The organism is Rhodoligotrophos appendicifer, from assembly GCF_007474605.1.
In the GTDB taxonomy this organism is placed as follows: Bacteria; Pseudomonadota; Alphaproteobacteria; order Rhizobiales; family Im1; genus Rhodoligotrophos; species Rhodoligotrophos appendicifer.
Genome location: NZ_VHKL01000004.1, coordinates 108817 through 128671, shown reverse-complemented (window position 1 = coordinate 128671; position 19855 = coordinate 108817). Strand labels below are relative to the sequence as shown.

At 56.7% G+C, this 19855-nt stretch carries 26 protein-coding genes; 9 read left to right on the top strand and 17 right to left on the bottom strand.

What is annotated here, in order from left to right; translation table 11 throughout:
- Window positions 1–7 precede the first annotated feature (7 nt).
- From FKM97_RS10160 to FKM97_RS10135, 6 genes are all read right to left on the bottom strand, one after another.
- Window positions 8–733, bottom strand: coding sequence for a TetR/AcrR family transcriptional regulator (locus FKM97_RS10160; protein ID WP_170240847.1), 726 nt, complete (start codon window positions 731–733; stop codon window positions 8–10).
- A 147-nt stretch (window positions 734–880) separates the two neighbouring features.
- Window positions 881–1696 carry a pyrroline-5-carboxylate reductase gene (gene proC, locus FKM97_RS10155; protein ID WP_144292310.1) on the bottom strand — a complete coding sequence of 272 codons (816 nt, stop codon included), beginning with the start codon at window positions 1694–1696 and terminating at the stop codon, window positions 881–883.
- 15 nt (window positions 1697–1711) lie between these two features.
- Window positions 1712–2212, bottom strand: coding sequence for a type III secretion system chaperone family protein (locus FKM97_RS10150; protein WP_144292309.1), 501 nt, complete (start codon window positions 2210–2212; stop codon window positions 1712–1714).
- Between the two features lie 217 nt (window positions 2213–2429).
- Entirely contained in the window at window positions 2430–2789 is a 360-nt protein-coding gene (locus tag FKM97_RS10145) for an accessory factor UbiK family protein (RefSeq protein ID WP_144292308.1), read from the bottom strand.
- A gap of 94 nt (window positions 2790–2883) precedes the next feature.
- Window positions 2884–3453 carry a GNAT family N-acetyltransferase gene (locus tag FKM97_RS10140; protein WP_170240846.1) on the bottom strand — a complete coding sequence of 190 codons (570 nt, stop codon included), beginning with the start codon at window positions 3451–3453 and terminating at the stop codon, window positions 2884–2886.
- Window positions 3440–3688, bottom strand: coding sequence for a zinc-finger domain-containing protein (locus FKM97_RS10135; RefSeq protein WP_144292306.1), 249 nt, complete (start codon window positions 3686–3688; stop codon window positions 3440–3442). The genes FKM97_RS10140 and FKM97_RS10135 overlap by 14 nt, the downstream gene beginning before the upstream one ends.
- Window positions 3689–3783: 95 nt before the next feature.
- On the opposite strand from FKM97_RS10135, the gene FKM97_RS10130 reads away from it, so the two are divergent.
- On the top strand, window positions 3784–4584 hold the full coding sequence (locus FKM97_RS10130) for an alpha/beta fold hydrolase (RefSeq protein WP_246105018.1): 801 nt from the start codon (window positions 3784–3786) through the stop codon (window positions 4582–4584).
- A 25-nt stretch (window positions 4585–4609) separates the two neighbouring features.
- On the opposite strand, the gene FKM97_RS10125 is transcribed toward FKM97_RS10130, so the two are convergent.
- Together FKM97_RS10125 and FKM97_RS10120 are read right to left on the bottom strand one after the other, a co-directional pair.
- Entirely contained in the window at window positions 4610–5422 is an 813-nt protein-coding gene (locus FKM97_RS10125) for a PRC-barrel domain-containing protein (RefSeq protein ID WP_144292304.1), read from the bottom strand.
- Between the two features lie 15 nt (window positions 5423–5437).
- Complete coding sequence (locus tag FKM97_RS10120) at window positions 5438–6259, bottom strand: enoyl-CoA hydratase (protein ID WP_144292303.1); 822 nt, start codon at window positions 6257–6259, stop codon at window positions 5438–5440.
- A 157-nt stretch (window positions 6260–6416) separates the two neighbouring features.
- On the opposite strand from FKM97_RS10120, the gene cysE reads away from it, so the two are divergent.
- The gene (gene cysE, locus FKM97_RS10115) at window positions 6417–7250 is read left to right on the top strand and encodes a serine O-acetyltransferase (RefSeq protein WP_144292302.1); all 834 of its coding nucleotides are present in this window, start codon (window positions 6417–6419) and stop codon (window positions 7248–7250) included.
- Between the two features lie 77 nt (window positions 7251–7327).
- Entirely contained in the window at window positions 7328–7540 is a 213-nt protein-coding gene (locus FKM97_RS10110) for a DUF3126 family protein (RefSeq protein ID WP_144292301.1), read from the top strand.
- A gap of 6 nt (window positions 7541–7546) precedes the next feature.
- Here the strand turns inward: FKM97_RS10110 and FKM97_RS10105 are convergent, their stop codons facing one another.
- Window positions 7547–8200, bottom strand: a complete 654-nt coding sequence (locus tag FKM97_RS10105; RefSeq protein ID WP_144292300.1) for a hypothetical protein — start codon at window positions 8198–8200, stop codon at window positions 7547–7549.
- A 178-nt stretch (window positions 8201–8378) separates the two neighbouring features.
- On the opposite strand from FKM97_RS10105, the gene FKM97_RS10100 reads away from it, so the two are divergent.
- Window positions 8379–8951 (top strand): gamma carbonic anhydrase family protein, encoded by a 573-nt coding sequence (locus tag FKM97_RS10100; protein WP_144292299.1) that lies wholly within the window; start codon window positions 8379–8381, stop codon window positions 8949–8951.
- Between the two features lie 3 nt (window positions 8952–8954).
- On the opposite strand, the gene FKM97_RS10095 is transcribed toward FKM97_RS10100, so the two are convergent.
- The gene (locus tag FKM97_RS10095; protein ID WP_144292298.1) at window positions 8955–9587 is read right to left on the bottom strand and encodes a transglutaminase-like cysteine peptidase; all 633 of its coding nucleotides are present in this window, start codon (window positions 9585–9587) and stop codon (window positions 8955–8957) included.
- Between the two features lie 179 nt (window positions 9588–9766).
- On the bottom strand, window positions 9767–10333 hold the full coding sequence (locus FKM97_RS10090) for a PAS domain-containing protein (protein ID WP_144292297.1): 567 nt from the start codon (window positions 10331–10333) through the stop codon (window positions 9767–9769).
- 240 nt (window positions 10334–10573) lie between these two features.
- On the opposite strand from FKM97_RS10090, the gene FKM97_RS10085 reads away from it, so the two are divergent.
- On the top strand, window positions 10574–11299 hold the full coding sequence (locus tag FKM97_RS10085) for a rhomboid family intramembrane serine protease (protein ID WP_144292296.1): 726 nt from the start codon (window positions 10574–10576) through the stop codon (window positions 11297–11299).
- A gap of 89 nt (window positions 11300–11388) precedes the next feature.
- Window positions 11389–11817: a CBS domain-containing protein gene (locus FKM97_RS10080; protein WP_144292295.1), complete on the top strand. Its 429-nt coding sequence runs from the start codon at window positions 11389–11391 to the stop codon at window positions 11815–11817.
- A 7-nt stretch (window positions 11818–11824) separates the two neighbouring features.
- Here FKM97_RS10080 and FKM97_RS10075 read toward each other — a convergent pair whose 3' ends face one another.
- The 3 genes from FKM97_RS10075 to folE form a co-directional block, all read right to left on the bottom strand.
- Window positions 11825–12781, bottom strand: coding sequence for a patatin-like phospholipase family protein (locus FKM97_RS10075; RefSeq protein WP_144292294.1), 957 nt, complete (start codon window positions 12779–12781; stop codon window positions 11825–11827).
- A 103-nt stretch (window positions 12782–12884) separates the two neighbouring features.
- A complete protein-coding gene (gene hisI / locus FKM97_RS10070) occupies window positions 12885–13364 on the bottom strand; it encodes a phosphoribosyl-AMP cyclohydrolase (protein WP_144292293.1) in 480 nt (159 codons plus the stop codon).
- Between the two features lie 32 nt (window positions 13365–13396).
- Complete coding sequence (folE, locus tag FKM97_RS10065) at window positions 13397–14029, bottom strand: GTP cyclohydrolase I FolE (protein ID WP_144292292.1); 633 nt, start codon at window positions 14027–14029, stop codon at window positions 13397–13399.
- A gap of 225 nt (window positions 14030–14254) precedes the next feature.
- Between folE and FKM97_RS10060 the strand changes: the two genes are divergently transcribed.
- Both FKM97_RS10060 and yidD read left to right on the top strand, forming a co-directional pair.
- Window positions 14255–14719 carry an iron-sulfur cluster assembly scaffold protein gene (locus FKM97_RS10060; protein WP_144292291.1) on the top strand — a complete coding sequence of 155 codons (465 nt, stop codon included), beginning with the start codon at window positions 14255–14257 and terminating at the stop codon, window positions 14717–14719.
- The gene (gene yidD, locus FKM97_RS10055; protein ID WP_144292290.1) at window positions 14716–15024 is read left to right on the top strand and encodes a membrane protein insertion efficiency factor YidD; all 309 of its coding nucleotides are present in this window, start codon (window positions 14716–14718) and stop codon (window positions 15022–15024) included. The genes FKM97_RS10060 and yidD overlap by 4 nt, the downstream gene beginning before the upstream one ends.
- Before the next feature lie 114 nt (window positions 15025–15138).
- Here yidD and FKM97_RS10050 read toward each other — a convergent pair whose 3' ends face one another.
- Entirely contained in the window at window positions 15139–15834 is a 696-nt protein-coding gene (locus tag FKM97_RS10050; protein ID WP_144292289.1) for an outer membrane protein, read from the bottom strand.
- A gap of 351 nt (window positions 15835–16185) precedes the next feature.
- On the opposite strand from FKM97_RS10050, the gene thrS reads away from it, so the two are divergent.
- Window positions 16186–18141: a threonine--tRNA ligase gene (gene thrS, locus FKM97_RS10045; protein WP_144292288.1), complete on the top strand. Its 1956-nt coding sequence runs from the start codon at window positions 16186–16188 to the stop codon at window positions 18139–18141.
- Window positions 18142–18183: 42 nt separating this feature from the next.
- Here thrS and FKM97_RS10040 read toward each other — a convergent pair whose 3' ends face one another.
- On the bottom strand, window positions 18184–18939 hold the full coding sequence (locus tag FKM97_RS10040) for an outer membrane protein (RefSeq protein WP_144292287.1): 756 nt from the start codon (window positions 18937–18939) through the stop codon (window positions 18184–18186).
- A 207-nt stretch (window positions 18940–19146) separates the two neighbouring features.
- A complete protein-coding gene (locus FKM97_RS10035; RefSeq protein ID WP_170240845.1) occupies window positions 19147–19833 on the bottom strand; it encodes an outer membrane protein in 687 nt (228 codons plus the stop codon).
- Between the last annotated feature and the right edge of the window lie 22 nt (window positions 19834–19855).

Here is a 19855-nt window from a genome sequence, read left to right as displayed (position 1 = left end):
TACAGCCTCAGATCGATGCAGTTTCGGCATCAGGCGAGCCGCGGGGTCGGCTTGTGCGACTCGCTCGCCTCTCACGCCGCAACTGCCGCGCTTGCCGGACGAAGTCGCAGGCCATTCGCTGCGCCATGCCACAGAGCGCCATCGGCCCCTCGAGTCGCTCCAAACTGCGTTCACCCCTGTGCAGCAGTCGATCGAGTTCCGCCATGGTTCGGGGCAAATCAGGACTGTCTTCCTTGAGCCACGTGCGCAAAACTCTGGCATAGATCAAGGCAAGTCCCGATGCCGTCAAAATGCCCTTCATTCCGCGGGGCTCGAGGTCTGCCGCCACCAGCATCCAGTGCTTCGACGCCGCTTGGGTCCAGAACAGCAGCGGCAGGTCGTCAACGATCGATCCGGCGTCCCGAAAAATGGCCTTCAGCGCCGTTTTGTAGGGAGCAAGCGCTTCGAGACGCATCATCACCACGTCGAACAAACGGTCATGAGCCTCCGTGGAGGAGACCTCCTTGGCGGCTCGCTCCAGAACGGCCTCGTCAGTTATCTTTATGAAATCCGTGAGTATTGCTGTTTTCGACGAGTAGTTGGACCGCACATTCGCCAGAGACACACCACTTTCGCGGGCGATATCACGCAAGGAAAGATCCCGCCAACCATTGAGTGCGGCGAGCTTCAGCATCGCGTCAACGACGGCTTGCCGCGGTGTGTCTGACTGTTCGGCCTTGATCTGTGTCGGCATGTCCGTCTTTCGGGGCCGGTTGGGCTTTGCGCCCGATTGTTTAGGTTGTTTTTGCGCCATCCTGTTTCCCTGTTTGTTCGAAGCTTAAGCGCTCAGACCATCATAGGAAAAGGTCTTTTACAGCTCTCAGGTTCCTTTGGTTAAATCTCAGACTGCTAACTCCCTAGATCGTCTGGTCGCTGCGGCGACTGCGCTTTGCATGATAGGACGCAAGCCGTCTGCGGACATCAGCACGGCGAGTGCCGCCGCAGTGGTCCCACCGGCCGAGGTCACATTCTCGCGCAAGACTGCTGCAGGCAGCCCAGACACGCGCATCAATTCTCCGGCACCAGCGACAGTCTCGCGCGCAAGCTTCGTGGCCAGACCCTCGGGCAATCCCGCCTTGATGCCGGCCGCTGAAAGACATTCGGCTAGGAAGAAGACATAAGCAGGGCCGGATCCTGATACGGCTGTGACCGCGTCCATGAGGGACTCTTCCGTGATGTGGTCGACTTCGCCGACGGCAGACAGCAGGTCTTCCCCCAGGGCGAGCTGTGCATGTGTTACGTTTTGATTGGGGCACAGCACAGTAATCCCGCGTCCGACGGCTGCGGGCGTATTCGGCATCGCCCGAATGATTGCCTTGTCGTCACCAAACGCCGCTTCGAATGTCGCGAGCGTCTTCCCCGCAGCGACGGAGATGAAAAGCGGCTTCTGCTTGGCCAAGGGAGCAAGGGTCGGCAAAACCTCTCCGATCGCCTGCGGTTTGACCGCTATGAGCACCACCGCGACATCGTCGATGGCATCAATAACAGGGTTCAGAGTGACGCCCTGGCGGTTGATGAGGTCGGTTATCTCCGGTGCAGGAGACGGATCGATCACAACGACCTGACCTGCTGTGAGGCCCCGCGAAAGCCAGCCTTCGAGCATTGCCCCGCCCATCTTGCCCGCACCCACGAGGACAAGCTTGCCGTCGAAATTCATCCGCTCACTCCGTGGTCAAGCCTCACCCTGCGTCTCCAGGAGGCTCGCCTCCATCGCGGCCTCAGCGCTCTGGCCCGCCCAGATAACGAACTGAAACGCCGGATAGAAGCGCTCGCAACTCTCCAGCGCCAGTTGAATGAGCGCCTCGCACTGCGATTCAGTGACTTCGACACCCCCACAAAGCAGCAGTCCGTTGCGAAAGATCAGGGTGCCTTCGCTCTTCCAAAGGTCGAAATGACCAAACATCAGCTGCTCGTTGATCAAGGCGATCAGCCGAGCGACCTCTTCGCGCCGGCCCTCCGGGACTTTGAGATCAAAGCCACAGGCCAGATGAAGGCCCTCGAGATCATCCCGCCAGTTGACGCAAAGATGCAGGTCGCTCCATGAACCGGTGACGAGGAGATTGATCTCATCATCGCCACTGCGGTCAATCGACCAATCATGTGCGGCCGCCACCAGCTCCATGGTGTCCAGAGGATTTATCTGCTCGTCAACGAATGCTTGAACAGCCGTCATTATGATCTCCCCTCCGGCAGTTGACATGGCCGGAGACACGGCTCTAGGGAGTGCCACACTAGATTTCGCGCTCCGAATCAACTCAACCGCTATAAGTGGACGGTGAAGGAGACGCGGGCGCCGCGCAAGTCATTAACTTTTCAGGCGAACCCGCAGTCCACAGGCAAACTGCTGCCGTATACAAAAACTTTTCACGCCAAGGGGTGATGGAGACTTATCAGCCTGGGGTATCTGGAGTCGTCTTGGCCTTGGCCGTTTTCGCCTTTGCTTCGCGAGGTATGCGCTTGGGCTCTCCGACCGCAGCGCGTGAAGCATTTGCTGTGACAGGTTCCGCGAGCCGCTTCTCAAGTGCCTCGATCCGGGCTCTCAGTTCCTGGTTTTCCTCCCGTGCGAGTCGAGCCATCTCCCGGACGCTGTCGAACTCCTCGCGCTGGACGACTTCAAGATCTCCCAGAATTCGCTCAGCCTGCGACCGAATAAGATTATCGACCTCGCCCCGCAAACCCTGAGCAGCCGACGCGGCAGTGCCGAACATCTTGGCCATTTCGTCGAAGATCCTGCTGGAGGGATTGTTCATTCGGGTGCCTGTCTGCTCGGTTTCGGGTGAAGCGATATTCCCTAATGATTTAGGCCGCTGCAGGCACGGCTTCAAGGCTGGCGCTGCAAGGATGTCAATCGATTTGAGATCGAGCCACCCCGATGCCATCCTGGGCGCTGACTTGGTGGAGAGGCTTCTCCAGGATCACCAGGTGATCCTGGAACCCAGCACCCTTGTACAAGGCCAGAGCTGCTTCGTTCCGAGCCAGAGAACCGATGCGGATCCAGCTTGCGCCTTGTTTGCGGGCTTGGGCTTCACCCGCCTCCAATAGCCGCCGTCCTATCCCGTTTCCGCGGAGCGCTCGCGTCACCACCAGATCATCCACCATGGCGTAATGAATCTGACTGTGATCGGGCATTTCATCGATCACTCGCGGTCGCAGGAAAATGTAACCTGCGATCCCACGATGCCATTCGGCGACAAGCAGAATGCCTTCGGCCGCAGCAGCCTCTGCCATCAGCTCTTCTACATAGGAGGTTGCGAGTTGCGATGCTGGCGCGATCCGTTGATAGAGCATAGCCTCGTGACGGCGGAGCTCCTGGGCCAGCGCCGAAAGAACAGCAATGTCGGGAACCTGTGCTGAGCGAATGAGTAGCCGTGAGCCGGCACCGGAGATCGACCGGCGCGGTTCAGCCCTCGACATATTCTTTGTAGAGCGCATCGGTCGGTCGAGACTGATCTGCCGCTAAGTCGCTTTTGTAGCGGTAAACGGTGGAGCAGTAGGGACAGATGATCTCATTGTCGCTGCCCATGTCCAAATAGATGTGCGGATGATCGAAGGGTGGCTTGGCGCCGATGCATTCGAACTCCTTTGCTCCGAGCTCGACGATGTCGACACCCATGTCATTTTGAAACTTAGGAATAACTGCGTGAGCCATATCGGTCGCCTGGGCCTGGGGTTGTGCTGAGCCGCCGATACCATATCCTATGGATGCCGGCAAAGTCGTCCGTCAGTCGAATTCTGGAGCAACCTGTGCCGCAGTTCTTATCAGACGGTGTGATGATCAACTATGAAACGGAAGGGGAGGGTGATCCAATCCTTTTGATCCACGGCTTTGCATCGAATGGCCGAGTGAATTGGGTCGACACTGGCTGGGTCAGGCTCCTTGCACGTGCCGGGCGTCAAGTAGTGATCATTGATAACCGGGGGCATGGTCGCAGCGGGAAACTTTATGAGACGCCTCCCTACGCCACCATCAAGATGGCGAAAGACGCCAAACGGTTATTGGATCATCTTGGTTTCGATCGGGCTGACGTGATGGGATATTCGATGGGCGCCCGCATCGCCGCAGTGTTGGCGATCAACTATCCAGAACATGTCCGCTCTCTGATTTTGGCGGGCCTCGCCGAAAACATGATAAATGGCGTGCCTGGTGACGAAGCCATAGCCAGGGCTCTGGAGGCGGACAGCCTCGAACAGATCACTGATCCGCAGGCCCGTGCATTCCGGATTTTCGCTGAGAATACCAAAAGCGATCTTCGCGCTCTCGCCGCATGTATAAGGGTGTCGCGTCAGCGACTGAGTGTTGAAGAGCTTGGCCAGATACGAGCCCGAACTTTAATCGCTGTTGGCTCCCGTGATGATATTGCCGGAGCCCCTGAGCCACTTCAGGATGCCATTCCGGGCTCTGAAATCCTTCCGGTGCCCGATCGGGACCACATGCGCACTGTCGGTGACCGAGTCTACAAGGAAGGCGTGATAAGCTTTCTCGATCAGAACCGACACAAAGAACGAGAGTTCACCGAAAAGGCTGCGCCGAGTGGCGCAGCCTAAACGTAACGCAGTCAATAAGTGAGGATTACTGCGATGTTGTGGTGGTCGCAGGAGCACCAGTCATGGCGCCGGACGCAGGAGTCGCCGCGTCGGTCTCTCGCTTGGCGTCGGCAACGGTCTTGAACGACGGAGCCTTTTCCAGCTCTTCCTTCGTCGAACTCACTGTGAGTTTCACAGTGTTATCACCCTGATCGACCATCTGAACCGTGTCGAGTTTCAGGGCAACGTTTTTCTCGCCAATGCCGAGGAAGCCGCCAACACCTACCACGACGCCATCGATCCGGCCGTCTGTCGTGATGATGACATCATTCACGTCACCGATGCTCTCATCGCCTGCAGTGTAGACCGTGGTGCCGATAAGGTCGGTACCAAGATAGGTGCCCTCGTTCTGCATGGTGATCTGACCGTCTACGGGCTGACCCTCATCGTCCGGAGTTGTGGCCGCCTGCGTCGTAGTGTCAGTGGTTGCTGGCGGAGTCGTGTCTGCGGTCGACGGAGGGGTGGTCGGAGCAGCCGTATCCGCAGTCGATCCGCTCGGCGCGGTTTGTCCCATCGTCGATGTTGATGACGAATCGGTGGACGGAGCGGGGGTTTCCGTCTGGGCCGAGGGAGCTGCTGAAGCTGGCGGCGTTGCCGTCGTGTCAGTCTGCGTCTGTGCATACGCGACAGGCGCGAAGCCTAGCGCCGCCGTGAGTGCAAGGATGCTCACAGATTTCTTAAGCATTAAAACCTCCTGGCGTCTGCCGTATGGGAAAATGAAGTGGAACTTGTACGGGATCAACGCCAGTTCAAAGTTTCGGTTCCCTGAAATCGTGTCTCTGGCTGGTTTTTTCCTCACGACTGGGCGTCATTGTCATCGCCCTTGAAATTTTGGCTTTCTTTTCTCCATGAAAGCCATGCGCCCCTCCCGATAATCCTCGCTGTCAAAGCAAGCTCTTATAGCATCCTGACCATCCCGGCCCGATGTCGGCCTCTCGTTCAGAGCATCGATCACCATGTTACCGGCAGCGATCGTCAGAGGAGCATTCTCGGAAATTGTGTGGGTAAGGGAGAAAAGCAGGGCGTCGAGATCATCCTTTTCGCAGAGACGGTCAATCAGTCCGATCCGAAGCGCCTCCTCACTATCCACCTGCTGAGCCGTGCTAATAAGGAGTTTGGCCTGCGAGGCGCTGATGGCTCGCAACAGCAGGCCGACCGCTTGAGGAGGATATCCCAGGCCAAGCCGCGCCGCCGGTATGGCGAAGGTAGACCCTCTGCTGGCTATGCGGATGTCGCATGCCAAGGCTATGGCAACACCACCTCCGATGCAGAAACCGTTGATGCGGGCGATGACTGGCTTGGGGCTGCTGGAAATAGCGCTGTAGGCGGCGTTGTTCCGGGCTTCGTACGCCTCGCCCTCAAGCGCATTCGCACGCGCTGAGTCAAACTCCGAAATATCGGCGCCCGCGATGAAGGCCCGGTCGCCAGCGCCGGTCAGAACGATCGATCGGATCCGCGAGTCCTCGTTGAAGGTCCTCATGAGTTCAGGGATGGCCTGCCAGATGTCCACGCTGATGGCGTTGCGGCGGTCCGGCCTGTTGAAAATCATCCACCCGACCGAGCCGTCTCGGCGTGCTACCAAATGTGGCGTGGGGGACGGAAGAGCTTCGCCAAGAGCCAGGAAACTGGAGGTCATTTCTCTCTCCATGTGAAAGATCATATCCGGGGCCGGCTAGCAGCTCCCCCTACCATCTGCAAGCAGCCTTCTTGTGCCTCGTCCCTGGAACGGTTATCTCGAATAAAAGATACGCCATCTCATCGATGGTCTCCGCCTCGGTGGAAGGAGAGACAAAATGGCACGCTTTGCCGCGTCGACTGCAGTGCTGCACGAAGTTGATCCTGTGTGGACCCAGATTCGCCAGGAGGCGGAGGCGATTGCGTCATCCGATCCGGCCTTGGGCGGCTTCGTATTCTCGACGATTCTCAGTCACGACCGGTTTGAAGAGGCTTTGTCTCAGAGGCTGGCTCAGAAACTTGGCCATGCAGATGTGGGGGCAGAGTTGCTTGTGAAGGCGTTCGAGGATGCCTTGGAGGCCTATCCGGAGATCGGCGACGCGGCACGGGCCGACATTCTCGCCGTCTTTGATCGTGATCCTGCTTGCAGTCGCTACGTCGAGCCCCTGCTGTACTTCAAAGGCTTTCATGCCATCGAAACCTACCGTATGGCCCATGCGCTGCATTTGATGGGTCGCAAAGATTTTGCGCTCTATCTGCAGAGCCGGGCCTCTCAGATTTTCTCGGTTGATATCCACCCTTCGGCCAGAATTGGTCGGGGGATCATGATTGACCATGCCCATGCGGTGGTGATTGGTGAAACCGCCGTGGTCGAGGACGATGTGTCGATGTTGCACGATGTGACCTTGGGCGGTACGGGCAAGGAATGTGGCGACCGTCATCCGAAAGTGAGACGCGGCGTGCTAATCGGCGCGGGAGCGAAGGTATTGGGGAACATCGAAATCGGTCATTGCTCGAGAGTCGCAGCAGGCAGCGTCGTGCTTCAAGATGTGCCAGCGAACCGCACAGTTGCCGGAGTGCCCGCTCGTGTTGTCGGGTATGCCGGTTGCTCCGAGCCTTCTCGCCGCATGGATCATGTTCTAACCGAGGGCGACGCGCCCGATAAGAACTGAGAGCCATAGGGGTTCATGACCAGGCTGCACCGAGCAGGTGCAGCCTGTCTTATTCGTCTCAACATCAGGAGAAAAATGTGAAGCCGGAAGAAATTCGTAAGCTCGAACAATTTTTTAAGGAAAAATTTCAAAGGCCGAATATGCAGGTGAAGCGTCGGCCTCAAAAGGATGATTCCGCCGAAGTTTATATGGGCGATGAGTTTATCGGCGTGCTGTTCCGTGACGATGAGGACGGTGACCTGTCCTACAACTTTCAAATGGCGATCCTGGATATCGATCTTCCGGAATAGGTTTTGTTATTTGGATCCATCCTGACGATAGCCTCTGATCAGGCCTGTGAGTGTTTTGTCCAGCGTTCGCCACTCTGCGAGGCGGCTCGAGTGAAAGCGGTAGGTCGCGGTCAGAGCGAGGTTCAGGTCTAGTCGTCTTTCGCAGATTGGCGGAACGGTAGGACCTGCCTCGATCGTGCAGGTGAATAGGACGGGGTCCTCATCGTCGGACACGTAGAGGATGCTGTCCTCGTAAGGTGTCCTGGCCTTGAACCGATGAACGGTCAGGCCATTGGCAAGTTTCGTTCCTGCCCCGTTGAAGTACACCGGATAAATCCTTTGCAATCGGTCCCGGAGGCTCGTGACGTCGGGCCGTCGTGCAATGTCGACCACCACCATTCTCGTAAGATCGGCAGCCTCCGGCTCGTCAAGGACCGCGCCCGGGGAGTAAGGCCATGGGATGCGGATGGTAAGGCGTCGGACCGATCCGAAAAGCGGCCGGTCCACATCCTCCAGATAGACTTCCGGCACCAGAAATGAACTCGCCTCGATCTCGACCGCTCGCATCCGGTTGGGGTCGGTGGGCTTGTTGGAGCCGAAGAGAAGATCCGGATGGGGCGCGAAATAGACAGCGAGGATGGCCCCGACGAACAGCGCGAGGATCCCTCCAACAATCAACATTGGGACGGTGAGGGACCTTGCGCGCGGCGATCCGACGCTTGGCATCGTGGATGAGCGCGGCTTTGAAGGCTGGCGATGGGAATGGTGCCGCGTCATGTTTCAAATGCAGGCTGGAAAGTGGCTTCCCATCCTTTTATCGTTAGAAAGCCCGCTGGACACAGTGAAAAGAGCCTGTCAGATGACGATCTATAGCCTTGATGATTTTCACCCACACCTTCCCGATCCCGGCACCTTCTGGGTCGCTGAATCGGCATCAGTGATTGGACATGTCCGCTTGGACCGCAATGTGAGTGTTTGGTTTGGTGCCGTGCTGCGGGGTGACAATGACCTCATGCATATCGGCGAAGGCTCGAACGTTCAGGATAACAGTGTTCTGCACTCCGATGCAGGATGTCCCCTGACCGTGGGCCGCCATTGTACGATCGGCCACAAAGCTATTCTGCATGGCTGCACCATTGGTGATAACTCGCTGATCGGAATGAATGCGACCGTCATGAATCGCGCAGTGATCGGCCGTAATTGTCTCATTGGCGCTCATGCCCTGATTCCGGAGGGAAAGGTCATTCCAGACAATTCAATGGTCTTGGGAATGCCGGGAAAGGTTGTGCGTGAGCTAACGCCGGCCGAGCAGGAGGATCTGGTGCGATCCGCAGAGCACTATGTGGCCAACTGGAAGCGCTTCAGGAACGGGTTGCAAGTCGTTGCCGGGCCGAGTGGAGTATCGGCCATACTCGCATCGACTTGGCTTTGAAAATCATTTTGCCGGGAGCCCTGAGGTCGCCGTATGGGCAGGAACATCAAGGGCTTCCCAGATTTTCGGATCGCGAGATGATTGCCGTTTGACATATTGGTAAGGCGTTTCAGTCCAGTCCAGCACGTCGGGGTTCTGGTTGTCCAGAATGAGGTCCCCACCTGTCGTCTTGACGGTCAGCACCGCATGTCCGTCGCCGCGCTCGTCAATGACCACGGTGATTAAAAGCGAGGAGCGTGGCCATCCCAGGTTTTGGAGATAATGTTGCTTCAGCAGAACATAGTCTTCACAGTCTCCCCGGTTCGAGCTCATGGTCCAATACTCTTCCACCCCATAGATTTCCTGATCTGTAGCAGGTGTGATTGAGCCATTAACCCGATCGTTGACGGCGATCAGTTCGCTCAAGCGTGCAGGGTTGAGTTCGACACGGGACCCGGAGGAACGTTGCACTGCGCAGGAGCCGGGATTGCGCCTGCAGAAGTCAATAAATCCCATGGGTGGCAAGGTTTTTTCATGTGCCTTGGCGAAAACCGTAGTGGTGCTGAGGCGAAAGCCATCATCTGCTGTTTGCGCCTTGGCTGATGCGGCGAGAAACACCGCCGCTATCAACACGATCCCCGTAAACAATCGCTTCATTTTTTGACGCCCGTCTCTCTTCTTTGTTGAGAGCATCCTGGCGCCGCAATCTTTTAAATAAAGGTAATACCAAGAAGAACAGACATTGATGTTTGACGGAATACTAATTCAAGATCTGTAGGTGGCAGATAAACTATTAAATAACCTAACGGCCATTCACCTGTTAAACCGCTTTACAATCAGGAAACCATTTCGCTGCTGTGCGGAGTCTGGCTCTGGCTGAGGCTTCTGGCCGAGATGAGACGAAAATGCGTAATCGGCTGCGAGCCCAGCCAGAAGGGCTCATTAAGAGGTAGAAGTGCACCGAGGATCTGGACGGTTTTTCGGCCGTCCACGAAAACCGGAAGGAACACGGCTTCAAAGGAGGTCTCCCGACCGGATTCTGTAGAGCCGTCAGCAATAATTTTTTGCGGTTGGAGCTTCGCGACGACGTTTCCGAGGCATGTCGCCACCTGTTTGGCATCCTGTTCGGACCAGAGAGTAGCCAAACTGGTGCCAGTCATCTCGCGCCCGGTAAACTTTCGCCAAGCAGTACCGGCAAGTCTGAAACTAAAGAGGTCCCTTACGGGGTGACGTTCGATGATCATCAGGAAGGGCAAGATGTCCTTCATCTCAGTCATGGAGAGGCTGCTGCGGGTGGGGGCCGCTCTTCTGTTTCGCCACTTGTCCCATAGCGCAATGAGCCGTCGCGATTTCGGATGAGCGGCTTGACCTGTGTCAAGCCTGGGAAAGTGTGTCTGGGACATGCCTATCCTACAACGCAATCACGATTGAACGTGGATTGGCTCCTGCCAATCAGGGTGTGACAGCCGCGATGCCTGCCGCCTTTGTACCACGATCGGGCAGGAGGCTACGACAGTCTTGCCCGTTCACATAAGCGGGGAGATGCACTACGTGTGGACATTCTCCACAACAAGGTTAAGGCAAGTCGGTATGACAATCAGCGATCAGGCGCGGGATAGCTGCTGGCAGGATGGCCTGCAGCCATGGTGAACCGTGGGAATTCCTCAGCACCCGTGATCAATGCTCCGGCCGTCGTCCTCTGGTTGATCGGGGCCTTTCTCCTCATCCATCTTGTCAGATCGTTCCTGCCTGAAGACGCTGATATCTGGACCATACTGACCTTCGCCTTCATCCCCGCACGCTATGCCTATGCAAGCTCCGAATTGCCTGGGGGAATCGGCGCCGATGTCTGGACCTTCGTCAGTCACATGTTCTTGCATGGCGGTTGGGCGCATGTGCTCGTCAACAGCTTTTGGATGTTGGCCTTTGGCACGCTCGTCGCACGCAGGCTGGGGACCACGGGATTTTTGCTTGTCAGCGCCTTTTCGGGGATTGCCGGAGCAACCCTGCATCTCTTTCTCTATTGGGGCCAACTCGCGCCGGTCATCGGCGCCTCAGCTGCGATTTCTGGCCAGATGGCGGCAGCGATACGCATTATGTTTGCCGACCCTGGCGGCATGTTTGCTGCCACACGCCGTAACCCCAGATACGTCCCGATCCTCTCTCTGAGAGACACGTTCAGGAATCGCGGCGCCCTCATGTTCATCGGTGTCTGGCTGGCAATCAACCTTATATTCGGGGTCTTGAGTTTTGGAGTTTCAGGCCCGGGCGAGACCGTCGCTTGGGAAGCTCACATCGGCGGCTTCTTTGCAGGACTGTTGATTTTTGGGCCGGTCGACCGCTGGGTGCGTGCGAAAAATCTGGTCTAGGGTCCGATCAGCCCTGCATCGGGCAAGAGCCTCCCGCACAAAACTGTGATAGCTTTGTCCAAAGTATCACCCGCGTTTGGGAGGACACCATGACTGTTGCGACGATCCTCAAGCAGAAGGGGCATGACGTCCTCAGCGTAAGCCCTGATGCGACGATTCATGCGGCTGCGCGCCTCCTGGCCGAGAAGCGGATAGGAGCCTTGGTGGTCGTCGATGAGCACCGCAAGGTTCTGGGCATAATATCAGAGCGCGATATTGTGCGAGCGCTGGCAGGTGCCGGTCCCATCGACCTCGATGCGCAAGTTTCCTCGCTCATGAGCAGCAGCGTATTGACCTGTCGCGCGGAAGATACGGTGGCTCATTTGATGAGCATGATGACCGAAAACCGAGTGAGACATTTGCCTGTAATTGGCCCCCACGGGTTGGACGGAATCGTGTCGATCGGCGACGTTGTGAAAATGCGGATTGCCGAGGCCGAACTCGAAGCCGAAGAGATGAAGCGCTACATTGTTTCGTGATCGGCGTTTAAAATGCCGAGGTTTGTCCCAATCGATTCAGGGCCCACCGGATCTCCGGCAAGGCGCGGTCTGCAGCCTCGCGGCCGGCCTCTATGGCCTCAGCTGCCTTCTCGAAGTCGAAGAGGCCGACATTGCCGGTGCGTGGGGTAATGAGGATGTCCGGTGGATCTCCCGCGAGCCTTGAACGGGCGAGGCGATCCTGAGCGATATTGAAGGAGGTAACTAGAACTGCGCTGATCCCCGGTGGGGTGTTCCCACTGAACACGGGCGGCAGAGGTTTTGACTTCTGTTTCTCGTCTTGGCCTGCTGTTTCGATAGCTGCCACGAGATCCGGCTGCTGGATGACCGTCCCACCGAAGGCGTCGGCATTGACATTGACGGCGATCACAACCCGCGCGCCCATGGCCCGGCACACTGAAACGGGGATTGGATTGACCACAGCTCCGTCTATGAGCCACTGATTTCTGAGATTGATAGGTTTGAACACGCCTGGCAGCGCATACGAGGCTCTGATCGATTCCGATAGTCTGCCACTTTTCAGCCAGATCTCGTGACCCGTCAGCAGTTCTGTGGCAATGCAGACAAAAGGTCTGTCGAGGTCCTCGATGCGGATGTCGCCGATTTGCTCGTTCAGCATATCGCGTAAGCGATCACCAGTGATGAGGCCGCCACCGCGCCATGAAAAATCCAGCAGAGAAAAGATTCGGCGCTTCGTGAGTCTCAGCGCAAACTCTTGCAATTCTTCCAATTTTCCGGCCACGAAGCAACCGCCGACAAGGGCGCCGATCGAAGTGCCGCCGACGACATCGATGTCGATTTGGGCTTCCGCCAATCGATGGATCACTCCGATATGGGCCCATCCGCGTGCGGCTCCGGCACCGAGGGCTAGTCCGACCCTCGGTGTGCTCCGCGATGGACCAACGAAATCTCGCTCATCCAAATCTTCAGTTTGTCGCCAAAACATTAACTCAAGGCCCAAGCTCGGCGTCCGGCCTCAGGCCGAAAGATCCGTTACTTTGCAGACAGTACCGCGAACATTGCAGCAAGGATCTTGCCAGAGAGCTAAATTAGAGCTGAGTAGGATTTGGGGCGTCCCCATAGACTTCGGAGGGATCGAAGATTTTGTTGTCTTCCTCAAACGTGAGCTTGAGGCCGGGAGCGACGGGTGCGCCAAGGGGCACAGAACGGTAGAAGCATGACCGGTAGCCAACGTGGCAACTTGCGCCCGATCCTGCCACCTCGACCCTTAGCCAAACAGCGTCCTGATCATCGTCGATCCGCAGATCCACCACCTTTTGGATGAGACCACTTGAGGCGCCTTTATGCCAAAGCAGTTTCCGAGACCGACTCCAGTAATGAGCCTCTCCCGTTTCGATGGTAAGGCGAAGGGCGTCAGCGTTCATATAGCCCAGCATAAGGACGTCGCCGGTCTCGGCATCCGTTGTAACCACGGCAAGGAGGCCATCGGCGTCGAACTTAGGCGCCAGTTCTTGGCCCTCTTCGACCTGTTCAATGCTGACACGGGGTGCAAATACGGGATTATTCATGGGGTGCTTTTTGAACCGCGGCTCCGATTTCGTCAACGGGGATGACGGATGAGTTCGAAGAACCGCGCCTGGAGGCTCTGCTCGGTTTTGAACACACCCGTGAACTGCGTGGTGATCGTGGAAACATTCGGTTTTTGCACGCCACGCAGCGACATGCATTGGTGAACAGCATCAAGCATCACGGCAACACCGCGTGGCTCAAGAGTAGCTTCGATGGCTTCAGCGATCTCGGCAGTCATGGTCTCCTGCGTCTGAAGACGCCGGGCAAAGACTTCAACGACCCGCGCGATTTTCGATAATCCAACAACGCGACCCGTTGGGAAGTAGGCGACATGTGCCTTCCCAACGAACGGAATCATGTGGTGCTCACAATGGGACGCCATATCGATATCGCGCACCAAAACCATATCGTCGTACCCCGCGGTTTCTTCAAAAGTTCTGGACAGGATCTGATGCGGATCCTCGTCATAACCTTTGAAAAACTCCCGGTAGGCTTTGGCGACCCGACGTGGCGTATCGATCAGCCCCTCCCGGTTGGGATCATCTCCTGCCCAGCGGATCAATACACGAACCGCTGCCTCGGCTTCCTCGCGCGTCGGCCGGCCAGCCGCGTTCGCTTGGACTTCATCACGATGCCTCGCAAGGAGATTGACGATCGCATCCATCTAGACTGCCTTTGACGCAAATGACTGGCGGAACGCCGGCAGCCATGGGCTTCGATGTGGGAAGAATCGACGGGGAGGCCACCTATTGACATCCCGGCGTCCTTTGCCAACTTCAATATACTATATAGAAAAGCTTCTTCATCTGGGCAAGTTGTGGGATCGGCATCATACTCGTTGCAGGGTCCAAGGCGTTGATGGAGGCGACATTGCGCGGTCAGGGGCGACATGCTCGACGATATCTATAATCGAAAAATATTGGGATTTGCCGCGGAAATCCCGCTGGCTCATAGGCTGGAAGCGCCGGATGCTACGGCGGTGGCTCATTCACGCCTCTGTGGTTCTAAGGTTGTGGTCGACATCGAAGTCCGTGATCATGTGGTCACCGCATTTGGCCATGATGTGAAGGCTTGCGCTTTGGGACAGGCGTCATCGTCAATCATGGCTCAGCATGTGGTGGGTTCGACGACGGAAGAGCTTTGTCTCCTCCGCAGGCAAATGTATGCCATGCTCAAGGAGAATGGCCCGGCTCCTACTGGAAAATGGTCTGATCTGGCCGTGCTCGAACCGGTCAGGGACTTCAAGGCCCGCCATGCCTCCACTCTATTAACGTTCGACGCAGTCTGCGATGCAATCGACCAGATCGCACTCAGTCGGGAAGATGGAGTGTCTGAATTGCGGAATAGCCGATGAGTCCCGACAGGTTCGCTGCACTGATCGGCATCGGCCTCGTTCAGGTCTATAGATACTCGCTGTCATCCGTGCTGGGACGGACCTGTCGGCACCTGCCCACCTGCTCCGAATACGCAACTGAGGCGTTCTCTCGCCATGGTGGATGGCGTGGCTTCTGGCTGACGTCCTCGCGATTGTGCAGATGCCATCCCTGGGGCAGCCATGGGCACGATCCTGTACCCCTGTGTTTGGAGCCACAGGGTATATTCTTCTGGCGCTATGGCCGCTGGCGTGGAGACCATATAAGCCATCGCTTTTCTGATTAGCAGGAAAGGGCCGCCGCAGCCCCAAAAGCATGCGGCGGCCCTCTGAGTGGCCTCTTATGAAAACACAATCACACAAATTGTATTTAAATTTGAGAAATAATGGCCCGGCGGTCTTTAAAAGACTGGCAGGTGATAGGTGATGGCGGCGCGGAAGGTGTGAAAGTCGTCCATGCTGCTGCGCGCCCAAGCGGGTCGACGGGACAGATCGTACACTTGGGAATCGAGGGTGGTGTAGAGATACTCGCCACGCACGGAGATATTTTCAGAAACTTTTGTCTCGAGGCCCCCGCCATAGGTGAAGCCTTTAGCCAATCCGCTTCCTTCCCCCCAATTTGGCGTCTTGACGGCCATATCTGCCACCGCAAGGCCGGCCGTGCCATAGATGAGGACGGGACCCACGGCATAGCCAAGACGGCCCCGGAACGTTGAGAACTGGTTCATTTCAACGGCGACTCTTGGCCCTCTGCCGGTTGCATTGCCAAAGCTGGTGTCAGCCTCGGCACCCAGCACGAAATCGCCGAGTTGAAGGTTCATCCCCGCCAAAGCCCCCCAGAACATTCCCTTGACGGCTGGATCGATGGGGTGGGGCGAATAAACAGCGACATCGGCATTGAGCATGTTGTAGCTCCCGAGAACGCCAATGTAGACGCCTTGCCACGGCTTTGCGGCATCGAAACCGAGAGAGGGATTGCTCGGGTAGGTTTCCATGGCTGGAAGATCGGCTGAAGATGCCGGTCCGGATGCCAATGTGCCAGCGCAGGCAATGGCGGCGCTGATAAACGCAAAGCTACGCAAAGAGAAGAAACTCATGGGGAACACTCCAATATCGGCCCCCCAGCCGAAATGCACGTCAACACAACCTTAACTAGTGTTTTGACGTTTTAGCACTTTCTTCATCATGCGCAAGGGCTCAAGTCCGGCTTGACGATGAGTGGGAAAAGCAAAAATTATATTGAAATATCATACAGTTATTGAATTCCAACAGGTGGATGGCGCCCTGCGGGGCGTATTCAATCTAAAGTTGTGTTTTGCCGGCAACAGTGAGGCCAAGCTGCTTTGCTTGACGATTGTCCTCCAGCAGGCCAAAACACGGCCTCGCCTTAATGGAAGAACCCGAAACGCTTACCTGCGTGGTATGCAGCGATTGAGCAGGAGAAGATCGTGATTGAATTGAGCTTTCCCGATGGAGGCCGTCGGAACTTCGAGAACGGTGTGACCGGCTCAGAGGTCGCCTCATCGATTTCGAAATCGCTGGAGAAGAAGGCGGTTGCCATGATGATCGATGGCACACTTTGCGATCTCAGCGAACCCATCCAAGCTGATGCCGACATACGACTGATAACCCGCGACGATCCCGAGGCACTGGAACTCATACGTCACGATGCCGCCCATGTGCTGGCTGAAGCGGTCCAAGAGCTTTTCCCCGGCACTCAGGTCACGATTGGTCCTGTGATCGAAAACGGCTTCTTCTATGACTTTGCGCGGAACGAGCCTTTTCATCCCGAGGAGCTCGAGGTTATCGAGCAGAAAATGCGCGAGATAATAAAGCGGGACAAGCCATTCACGCGCGAAGTCTGGAGCCGTGACAGAGCGAAGACATTTTTCCGCGACAAAGGCGAGATGTTCAAGGTGGAGCTGGTTGATGCCATCCCTGAGAACCAGACCATAAAGATGTATGCCCAGGGCGCGTGGATGGATCTCTGTCGCGGGCCCCATATGACGTCGACCGGCAAGGTGGGCAACGCGTTCAAGCTGATGAAGATCTCGGGCTCTTATTGGCGCGGCGATGCTCAGGGAGCCCAATTGCAGCGCATCTATGGGACGGCCTGGGCCGATGACAAGGATCTGAAGGACTATCTCCAGCGGCTGGAGGAGGCGGAGAAGCGCGACCATCGCCGGCTTGGTCGGGAAATGGATCTGTTTCACTTCCAGGAGGAAGGGCCGGGCGTGGTCTTCTGGCACCCCAATGGCTGGACTGTGTTCCAGGCCCTCATCGCATACATGCGAAGGAGGCTCGCTGTCGATTATAAGGAAGTTAATGCACCCCAGATTTTGGATAAGGGCCTATGGGAAACCTCGGGCCACTGGGGTTGGTACAAGGAGAATATGTTCAAGGTCCAATCGGCGGGCGAAGATACCGACGATGACCGGGTGTTCGCTCTCAAGCCGATGAATTGCCCGGGACATGTGCAGATTTTCAAACACGGTCTCAAAAGCTATCGGGATCTTTCTTTGAGGTTGGCCGAATTCGGTGCAGTGCACCGCTACGAACCCTCAGGGGCATTGCATGGCCTGATGCGGGTGCGCGGTTTTACTCAGGACGACGCCCACATCTTCTGTACTGAAGATCAGATGGCTGATGAATGCCTGAAGATCAACGACCTGATTCTCTCGACCTATGCCGATTTCGGCTTCACCGACAACATCGTGGTCAAGCTGTCCACCCGTCCCGAGAAGCGGGTTGGAACGGATGAGATGTGGGACCATGCCGAAGACGTTATGAGGCGTGTGCTGGTGCAGATAGAAGAACAGTCTGCGGGCAAGATCAAGACGTCGATAAATCCCGGCGAGGGAGCGTTCTACGGGCCGAAATTCGAATATGTTCTCCGGGACGCGATCGGCCGAGACTGGCAATGTGGCACCACGCAGATCGACTTCAACCTACCGGAGCGATTCGGCGCTTTCTATATTGATCAGGATGGGCAGAAGCAGCCGCCGGTCATGATCCATAGAGCGATCTGCGGCTCGATGGAGCGCTTCATCGGCATTTTGATTGAGCATTATGCAGGTCATTTCCCGTTCTGGATCGCTCCGGTTCAGGTGATTGTGGCCCCTATTGTCTCGGATGTTGACGATTACGCAATCGAGGTCGCTCAGGCGCTGGGAGCCGCGGGAATTCGTGTTGAGACCGATCTGCGCAACGAGAAGATCAATTACAAGGTGCGCGAACATTCCTTGACCAAGGTGCCGGTGATCCTCGTGCTCGGAAAGCGAGAGCGCGATGAGCGCTCAGTCAATGTGCGGCGCTTGGGAGTGCAGCAACAGGTGACCGTCCCGTTTGCCGATATCGTGGCCCAACTGAAAGATGAGGCCGTGCCTCCGGATCTTCGGAGGTGAGGATCGGGGGAAGCGAAACGCTTTCCCCGACTGTGGCGCTGCTCAGAAAATCGGGAGGCTGTAGCTGAGCCCCACGCGGACGAGATGTGTGCCGTCGAACTCTGCCTTGTGACGGGAGTATTGACGATCGTTAAATTTGATCTTGTAAGGCAGCATGTAGAGATATTCGCCGCGAATGCTGAAGTTGTTTTCGAGTTTATACTCGACGCCTCCTCCGAGCACCGGGGTCACGCCATACTTGTCCTTCTTATATTTTGTTTTTTCGCCTTGGACTTCAAGCGTGGCTTGGGTGGCTGCAATACCACCAGTGGCATACAGAAGTGCCTGGTCAACGGCGTAACCGAGACGGGCGCGCCCTGTGAAGAGTGAGTCAGACGAGATCTTGGCGCTGACTTTGTCGCGCCTGAAGCCGTCCAGCCAAGCCGCTACGAGTTCGTCGCCGGGCTCGAAGCCTGGGCGGAGATGGTAAAAAGTATACTTGTCCTTGGCATCCATGAAGCTGAATGAGGCATCGCCTTCGACACCATAGACCAGGTTGCCTTGCTGACCATGCAGCCCGACCAGACCGCCGATGAGGCCACCCTCAGGCTTGAAGTCATATGGCTTGTGATCGACCTTACCCCACCCGTATCCGCCGATGACACCGACGCTGATGCCTTGCCATAATGCGGGTGCTTCCACCACCGTATGGACCGGTGGCGGTGGCTCGTAGGCCGGCAAATCGGCAGCGTAAAGCGGCGTTGCATTTGCGACCACCGCCACGGCACCAGCGGAAATTGCTTTGGTTACATAGTTCATTAGGTCTCTCCAACGTGTGGCATTGCTCAGGAGCACTTGAACATCTGAGTGATGCCCTTAGACGAGGGGGGGTAGGCGGGATTGTGGCCATTTTTCGCCCAATTCCCGCGCCGATCGGCTGTGACGCAAGAGCAACAGTCGGACCGGGACGTGAGCGCCGCAGCGGTAGCCCACAGCCCCGTGGACCGTCATGCTGGCCTGCGAGGCTCAGAAGATCGGGAGATGATAGGAGACGCCCACGCGAATCAGATGCGTGCCGTCCAGGCTGGCGTCCGATCTGCTTTTATTTCCCGCGGCCCCAGGATGCTTAGCATTCGACTGAAATGTCACGTCGAATGGGAACGCGTATAGATATTCAGCGCGAAGACTTACACTATCTGAGATTCTATACTCGGCGCCGGCGCCCGCCACCGGTGTAAGTCCGTATCCGGACGCGGACTGGGTGACTTTCGTCCCCCCAATTTTGCTACTTCCTGAGAATCTTGTGTGCGCCAGTCCAAGCCCACATGTCCCGTAGAGCATAAAATTCTGGAATGCATATCCTACACGTGCCCGGCCCGTGAATAGACTGTCGACTTTGCTCTCGAACTGGATGGCTTCGCTCGACAGACCTGAATCCTTCAGGAGGTCTTTACCTTCTTGTGGCAAAAAACTGTCCGACTTAGCCTTGGCGGACAACATGCTGTAGGCTCCATCAAGCTCTACTCCGAAGACCCACTGACCAGCCTGACCATGCAAGCCGATGAGGCCTCCGACCATGCCACCCTTTGGATCGATCGAAAGGGTCTCCCTTTCCTTGGTTTTGGCGTTTGTCTTTAGACTCATGGCTCCATCGCCAATGCCGTAGCCGCCGAGGATTCCAACGCTTAGACCACTCCAAACTGCGGAAGACATGTGTGACTCGGCGGCATAGACG